Source organism: Roseateles sp., assembly GCF_049240545.1.
Taxonomy (GTDB): Bacteria; Pseudomonadota; Gammaproteobacteria; order Burkholderiales; family Burkholderiaceae_C; genus Paucibacter_A.
This window is the reverse complement of sequence record NZ_JBMLSK010000380.1, coordinates 1-7,598: the sequence shown is the minus strand read 5'-3', so window position 1 is coordinate 7,598 and position 7,598 is coordinate 1. Positions and strand designations below refer to the sequence as shown.

Below are 7,598 nucleotides of genomic sequence, written 5' to 3'. Positions count from 1 at the left end.
CGCAGGCCGAGGACTTCCGCAACGAGCCGAGCGCCAACAAGGCGCTGACGGATCTGCGCGTCGACGTCGAGGGCTATGTGCCGTCGGACGATGAGACGACGGGCGAGGCGATGGAGCTGATCAAGGCTGACATCAAGCGCGCCATCTTCAGCGAGCCGAACGCGCGCCTATCCGACGAGGCCGGCGACATCGGCAGCATGCAGATGGAGTCGACCATCAGCACCGCGCGCCTCGACGGCGGTCAGGCCGAGATCGTGCGCGTCGCCATCCGGGTGAGCTATGCCGAGGGCATCGGCAACCCCTACGGCAAGGAGCCTGCCCATGTCCGCAGTCGCTTTTGAGTTCTCGCGCAACTGGATCAATGCCGGCGTGCAGTACGCCGCCGGCGACCGCATCGATCTGCCGGAGGGACAGGCGATTCGCCTGCGCGACCTCGGCGCCGGCCAGATCGTAGACCCGCCGACGGACCCGGGCGAAAGCCCGGAGCCGAGCCCGAGGCCGCGCAAGCGGCGCTGAGCCGCGAACCACTCCACCCCTGAAAGGCCCGCCATGTGCGGGCCTTTCGCATTTCAGAGGACAGCACCATGCCCATCGCCGGCACCAACTTCGCAAACACCTACGTCTTCGGCCGCGGTGAACTCTTCGTCGACCTGTTCGACAACAACGGCAACAAGACGGGCGAGCGCTTCCTGGGCAACTGCCCTGGCTTCTCGCTGAACATCGAGTCGGAGCAGTTCGAGCACTTCTCCAGCACCGGCGGCCTGCGCAAGAAGGACTTGACCGTCACGCTGTCGGTCAACTTCAACGCCGAGATCACCTGCGACGACGTGAGCGCTCAGAACCTCGCGCTCTTCCTCGGCGGCACCGTCTCGACCGTCACGCAGACCGCCACGCCGGTGACCAACGAAGCCATCACCGTCAATCAGGATCGCGAGTATCAGCTCGGCGCGACCAGCGGGAACCCGATGGGCGTGCAGGACGTGACCAGCGTGGTGGTGACCAACGTCGCCGGCACCACGACCTACGTCCTCAACACCGACTATCGTCTCGACGCCGCGAAGGCCCGCATCTACATCATCCGCGGCGGCGCCATCGCCAACGGCACGACCGTGCATGTGGACTACACCCCGACCGCCGGCACGATCACGCGCGTTTCGTCGGGCGGCAGCGGCTCGCAGACCGGCGCCATCCGCTTCATCTCCGACAACGCCGCGGGCCCGAACCGTGACCTCTACATCGCGTCCGCCAGCCTGAGCCCGTCGGGCGAGCTGCCGCTGATCACCGAGGACGATCTGGCCAGCTTCACGCTGGCGGTTGGCATCAACGAGCGCGACAGCGGCACGCCGCAGATCATCATCGACGGCCGTCGCATCGGCTCCTAAGCCACAAGCCCCGGCGCTGTAGCAAGGCGCCGGGGCCTCTCTCTGCGGAGACCCCATGAGCAAGACCAACAAGCCCGCGGCCATCGTGGTCGGCGGCAACGAATACCCGTTCGGCGCGCTCACCACCGATCGCGCTTTCGCCCTGATGACGCTATGGGAGTGCATCCAGAGCGCCGGCGAGAACAAGCTCGCTCTGGCCAGCAGCAACGCGCTGGCAGCAGCAAGCCGACTGTGCAAGGCCTACGGTCTCGACGCCGGCAGCCTGATGCTGCATGAACTGCTGAGCGCGACCCGGCAGATCATGGAACTGGCCACGATCCAGACCGCGCCGTATCTCGCGGAGAAAGTCGTGCCCGAGATCCAGGCGCTGCAGCAGACCTCGGAGATGATCGTCTCCGCGCTGGCGCACAAGGCCGACTGACCATGCCGACCGTGCTCGACAGCCGCGGACTGCAGCGGCTGGTCGAGCGCGCGCGCGATCTTGGCGAAAAGGGCGAGGTGGCCGTGCAGCGGGCGAAGTCGACCGTTGGCCGGCGCATCAAGCCCGAGGCGCGGCGCAGCCTGCAGGCCGAGTTCAACCTTCCCGCCTTCCGCATCCTCGACGGTCTGCGCTCTCGCGTCACCGCCGATGCGGTCGAGCTGACCGCCAGCGGAAAGGGCGTGAACATCGTGAGCTACGGCGCCCGGTGGAACCCTCGCCGCGACGGCGCCGAAGTGCAGATCCGCAAGGGCGGCAAGCGCGAGGTCAGGCCCGGCGCCTTCATCCGCAACGGCGCGAACGGGAACCGCGTAGGCCTTGAGCGAAAGCGCCAGGGCGGCAGCGAATACAGCGACGGCCCGCGCGTCGGCCGCTACCCGCTGAAAGGCGTCTACGGCCCGTCCGTGGCGCAGCAGCTCGCCCAGCAAGAGATCGGCGACGAATTGGCCGACCTCGCACAGAACACCCTCTCCTCCGAACTCGACAGGCTCCTTCGCTGATGGCCACTCGCGACGAAACCCTCCGGCTTCAGTTCGAAGTCGAGGGCATCGGCAACCTGCGCGACCTGCGCACGCAGATCGAGCAGCTCGGCGCCCAAGGGCAGGACTCTGCGGCCGAGCTTTCGCAGCTCACCGATGCCCTGACCGATGCCGGCGCGCTGCAGCAGTCTGTCGCGCGGCTGCGCGAGCTGAGCCAGCAATACATCGGCCTGCAGCAGAGCCTGCGCGAAGCTCAGGCCGCCACGATCCAGCTCGACGCAGCGAGCAAGGCGTCGGCCGCGAATCAGGCAGCGCTGCGCTCTGCCATCGCCGACCAGCAGGAAGGACTGCAGGCGCTGGCAGCCGCGGCACGTCGTGGCGAGATCAGCGAAGAGCAGCGCCAGCGGGCGAGTGCCGAGGCGCGCGTCGAACTGCAGCGCCTGACCGCCGAGCTGCGCGAGGCCGAGGCATCCCAGCGCCGCTATGACGCCGAGCTGGACAAGTCGCGCGGCACGATCTCTAAGCTCGTCACGCAGCAAGAGCGGCTGCGCGAGCCGATCCAGCAGATCCGCGGCGAACTGGAAAAGGCCGGAGTCGCGAGCAAGACCTACAGCGGCGCGCAGGCTGAACTGCAGGCCCGCGCGGCGCAGTCTCGGGCGGCTCTCGATGCGCTGGCCAACAGCGTCTCGCAGCAGGTCAGCACCAACCGCGCAGCCGCGGCGAGCGTGCAGCAGCTTGCCGATGCCAACGAGACCCTCGGCCGTCGTGGCTTCGGTGACATCACCGCCGAGATCCAGCGCGTCCGCGCCGCCTACGAGACGCTGCGCGCAAGCGGCACGCTCTCCACCCGCGAACTGGCGCAGGCGCAGTCCAGGCTGATCGAGCGCACCCGCGAGCTGCAGTCGGAATACGGCAGCCTCGGCGCCTCGCTGCAGCAGGTGCAGGGCAGCCTGATCGCTGCCGGCGCCAGCCTGTTCACCGTCACGCGCACGCTGAGCACTGCCGCCACCGCCGCCAGCCAGTTCCAGCGCTCGCTGGCCGCTATCAGCACCATCGCCCCGCAGGCTGACTTGGCCGCGCTGGGCGACAGCGTGCGCGCTCTGACGCGCGAGTTTGGCGGCGACGCGGCGCGCAATGCGGCGGCGCTGTATGAAATCATCGCGGCCGGCGTCGAGGACACGACGCAGGCGCTGCAGATCCTGCGGGTCGCGAATCAGCTGGCCATCGGCGGCTTGGCCGACACCGAAGTCGCGGCCAGCGGTCTGGTCGCCACGCTCAACGCCTACGGGTTGGCGGCTGACCAGGCCACGCGCGTCAGCGATGCGTTCTTCGTCGCTGCAGCAGCCGGCAACACCACCATCGAAGAGCTGTCGCAGAGCATCGGCGGCGTTGCCCCGCTGGCGGCCTCGGTGGGCGTGTCGGTCGAGCAGCTGACCAGCGCGGTGGGTGCGCTCACCGCCGGCGGCCTCGACACCGGGCAGGCGTTCACGCAGATTCAGAGCGCGCTCACGGCCGTGGTCAAGCCCACAGCCGAGGCGAAGCGCGCGGCCGAAGAGCTGGGCATCCAGTTCGATGTCGCGGCGCTCCGCTCGCAGGGGCTGCAGCAGTTCTTGCAGGGTGTGTCGACCGCAGCGCAGGGCAATGAGACAACGCTGGCCACGCTGTTCGGCCGCGTCGAAGCGCTGCAGGGCGTGCTGGCGCTCACGGGCAACCAGGCCGATGCCTTCGCGAAGGCGCTGGGAGACATGGAGAACGGCGCCGGCCGCACGGCCGAGGCCTTCGCCAAGCTGCAGGAAACCCCCGAGCAGGCGTTCGCGCGCTTTCAGGCGGCCGTGGGCGACCTGCGCATCAGCTTTGGGCAGACCGTCACCGCGCTGACCCCGCTGCTGGAGGGATTCACCAGCATCCTCAACCTCTTCAACCAGCTGCCGACCGGCATCCGCGCCGGCATTGCTGGCATCACTGCGCTGGCGGCGGTCATCACCCCGCTGGCTATCGCCATTGCCCAAAGCCGGGCAGCGCTGGTCTTGCTGCTCGGCAGCCTGCGCGCGCTTGGCCCGGCGGCTGCCGGTGCTGGCGCTGGCGTGGGCGTGTTCACGACGGCGGCCACGGGGGCGACCGTTGCGACCACGCGGCTCACGGCATCGATGGGCGCCCTGTCGCGCGCCTTCGCGGTGCTGGGCGCCGCTGCTGTCGGGTTCGAGATCGGCACCGCGCTGAATGAGCCGCTGACCCGCTACCGCCTGTCCGTTGACGAAGCCGCGCAGTCCACTGTGCGCTTCGCCGTTGACGTGGACGCGATCGGGCAGGCCGGCGCGGAAGCCGCGGCGAAGTTCTCCAACTTCGGCGGTGTGGCAGTCAAGACCGCTGCCGAGGTCCGGCTGCTGGGCGAAGAGCAGCGCGAGACCTACCGCACTTCGCTGGAAGGGCTGAACGCATTCCTGCGCGGACGCGCCGAAGAGTTGATCGCGCAGCAGCGCAGCACGCAGCTGACGGCAGAGCAGCGCGCCGAGCTGGATGGCCTGTTCGGCAAGCTGGACCAAGTGCGGCTCGGGTTCGCGAACCTGGACAGCGCAGCCCTCGGCGCAGCTGAGAGCATCGCGCAGGTCGCTGGCTCCGGCGCCTCGCCCGCGGTGGCCAAGCTGGCAGAAGACCTGCGCAAGGCGGCCGGCGACAGCAAGGAGCTGGGCGACGCCCTTTCCGGGGCATTCAAGGGAATCGACTTCGACAACAGCGCGTCGCGCTTGGGCGAGATTGCGCTTGCGATTGATCAGGCGGCCAGCAGCAGCGCGGCCGCGGGCGCTGCGATCCGCGACGAGCTGGCGAAGGAGCTGCAGAACCTTTCCGGCGCAGAGCTGCTGCGGTTCCAGCAGGCGGCGCAGTTCGCGTTCGAGTCAGCCGGCGAAGGCGCTGGCGCCGCGGCGCAAATCCTCGACGCCACGCTGGCCGAGAGCTATCGCCGCTTGGGCGTCAACGTCGAAGCCGCCGGCGTCAAGATCACGAAGCAGGGCCAAGACATCATCGCCAGCTTCCGGGCGATTGCCAGCAGCGGCAACGCCTCGGCGCAGGCCATTGGCGCGGCCTTCTCAGCAGCCCTGAACAAGTCGCAGACCACGGGCGAGGTGCAGGCTCTAGAGGATGCGCTGCGCTCGGCGTTCGCCGCAGGCAAGATCAGCGCGCAGCAGCTTGGCGCCGCGCTCTCTGCCGCTGGCGCTCGCGCTGCCGACATCACCAGCGGCGCACTGGAAGCGCAGGGCGCACTCGACGGCCTGGGCGAAGCCGGGCGCCGCGCCGCGCGCGACTTGATCGCCTCGCTGCAAGCGGCGCGCGCAGGGCTGGAAACCGAGGCCGGCAATCTGGCGCTGGCGATCCAGCGCGGCCTGTCGAAGGGCGAGCCCGTGGCCGAGCTGCAGCAGCAGCTGGCCGGGTTGCAAGCCGAGATCACCGGCACGTCCGCGCGCATCACCGGGTTGCAGAACGAACTCGGCGGGGTCGGCGACGCAGGCGAGGATGCTGGCCGCCGCGGTGCAAACGGCATTGGCACGCTCACGCCAGTGCTGAAAGACGCTGCGCTGCAGGCCAAGGAAACCGCCGCCGCCGTTGACGACATCGGGCAGCAGGGGCAGCAGGCTGGGGAGAAGGTCAAGCTCGGCGTGTCGAATGCGCTGCTGGGCTTGATCCAAGTGACGAAGGACGCGCGCGACTCCGTGGCCGAGCTGGGCCCGGCTGCCGTCGAGGCCTTCGACCGCCTGCGCGGCGAGCTCGGGCTTGTGGATACCACCGGCCGCAGCACTGCCGACGTGATGCAGCTGATCGCCGACCGCGCCGGTTTCGCGGCCAAGAACGCCGAAGAGCTGGCGCTGCAGATCGGCAACACGGAAGAGCGGGTGAAGCGGACGCGCGAGGAAATGGAGCGGCTGCAGCAGGCGACGCAGCAGGCCAGCAGCGAGCTATCCAACCTCGTGCGCCAGCAGCAGGACCAGGCCGACCGCCGCGATGGAAACGAGGAAGCCATCCGCCGCCGGCAGTATGAGGAAGAGCTGCGCCGGATCGAAGAGCTTGCTCAGGCCGGCGGCGCATCGGCAGCAGTCCAGGCGGCACAGGCCCGGCAGCTGGCGCGAAAGAATTTCGAGGCCGACATTGCGGACATACGCGCCAAGGAGCGCGAACAGATCGACTCGAATCGCCGCGTGGATGATGACCGCAGGCGGCGCGATGGCGGCGGGTCTGCTGGTGCTGGGCTGGCGCCGACCGCTGCGCCCAATGCGCCGGTGGCTGGCGGGTTCGCGCCCGTGATCAACATCACTGGCGTGACTGACCCGGAAGAGGCGGCCCGCCAAGTGATTCGCGAAATCGAAAAGCTGCAGCGCCGCGGCTTCAACGGACGGACAGGACTCTAATGCGCTACGTGATGAACCGCGACAACTTGGCCCGCACCGGCACCGTGACCGCGACCAACATCGTGCCGAGCACCGCCATCACGCGAACCGACACCGCGCCCAAGGCGGGCGGCGGTGCGGTGTCGCTGGCCGGCGCGTACACCGGCAGCGCGAATGCCACGATCGACGTGGAGATCCTGGACGCTGGCGGCACCACGCGCCGCGTCAGCGCGCCCGAGTTCGTGGGCGTAGGTAGCGGGCAGATCAGCGGTCTGACGGCACAGAACGCCGTGGACGCGCAGACCTTCGTGGTGACGCTGGAAAACCTCGGCATCGAAACCCGCGCCGCGCAGGCGCCGTTCCAGTCCGCCGTGCTTGTCGCCAAGGACGCCGGCGCCGGCGGCAACGCCATCACCGTCAGCGTGGACAGCAGCGGCCTCGCCGACGCGCCGACCGACTTCGCCCTGCAGGAAGAGCTGCGCGAGGGGCAGAACGAATACGTCGGGGACCAGTGGAACTTCGGCGCCGTCGCGATCAACCCCGACGGCACCATCCCGCAGAGCGCGCCGCGCATCCGCTTCGGGATCGACCCGCAGGTATACCGGCCCTACAAGCGCTACACCGCCGGCCGCTGGGTCTACAGCTTCACCCCGGCGCCGGTGCGCACCGTGCCTGCTGGCGCGACCATCAAGGCCGTCTCCGGCAGCCGCACGATCACGATCACGGACCAGGTGGACGTCGAGACCTTCACCGGCATCGTGACCCTGTTCGACGCGCTCTCCGCGATCCGCGACGGATCGGACCTCGTGCGCGTGGATGGCGCCATCGTCGCCGACTTCCGCCCGGGCGGGCAGGGCATCACCGACCTGTCCGTCTACAC

At 69.1% G+C, this 7,598-nt stretch carries 7 protein-coding genes; all 7 read left to right on the top strand.

Going from position 1 to position 7,598, the window contains the following annotated elements; translation table 11 throughout:
• A partial coding sequence (locus tag ACOVRJ_RS22950; protein WP_422046141.1) for a hypothetical protein occupies positions 1-341 on the top strand: 341 nt, incomplete at its 5' end.
• Positions 322-516, top strand: coding sequence for a hypothetical protein (locus tag ACOVRJ_RS22945; RefSeq protein WP_422046140.1), 195 nt, complete (start codon positions 322-324; stop codon positions 514-516). The genes ACOVRJ_RS22950 and ACOVRJ_RS22945, both read left to right, overlap by 20 nt.
• 68 nt (positions 517-584) lie before the next feature.
• Positions 585-1,382: a hypothetical protein gene (locus ACOVRJ_RS22940; RefSeq protein WP_422046139.1), complete on the top strand. Its 798-nt coding sequence runs from the start codon at positions 585-587 to the stop codon at positions 1,380-1,382.
• A 55-nt stretch (positions 1,383-1,437) separates the two neighbouring features.
• Positions 1,438-1,803 (top strand): hypothetical protein, encoded by a 366-nt coding sequence (locus tag ACOVRJ_RS22935; protein WP_422046138.1) that lies wholly within the window; start codon positions 1,438-1,440, stop codon positions 1,801-1,803.
• 2 nt (positions 1,804-1,805) lie between these two features.
• Positions 1,806-2,360, top strand: a complete 555-nt coding sequence (locus ACOVRJ_RS22930; protein WP_422046137.1) for a hypothetical protein — start codon at positions 1,806-1,808, stop codon at positions 2,358-2,360.
• Positions 2,360-6,739 (top strand): phage tail tape measure protein, encoded by a 4,380-nt coding sequence (locus tag ACOVRJ_RS22925; RefSeq protein ID WP_422046136.1) that lies wholly within the window; start codon positions 2,360-2,362, stop codon positions 6,737-6,739. The genes ACOVRJ_RS22930 and ACOVRJ_RS22925 overlap by 1 nt, the downstream gene beginning before the upstream one ends.
• Positions 6,739-7,598: hypothetical protein (locus ACOVRJ_RS22920; protein ID WP_422046135.1), on the top strand; the 860-nt coding region annotated here is incomplete at its 3' end. The genes ACOVRJ_RS22925 and ACOVRJ_RS22920, both read left to right, overlap by 1 nt.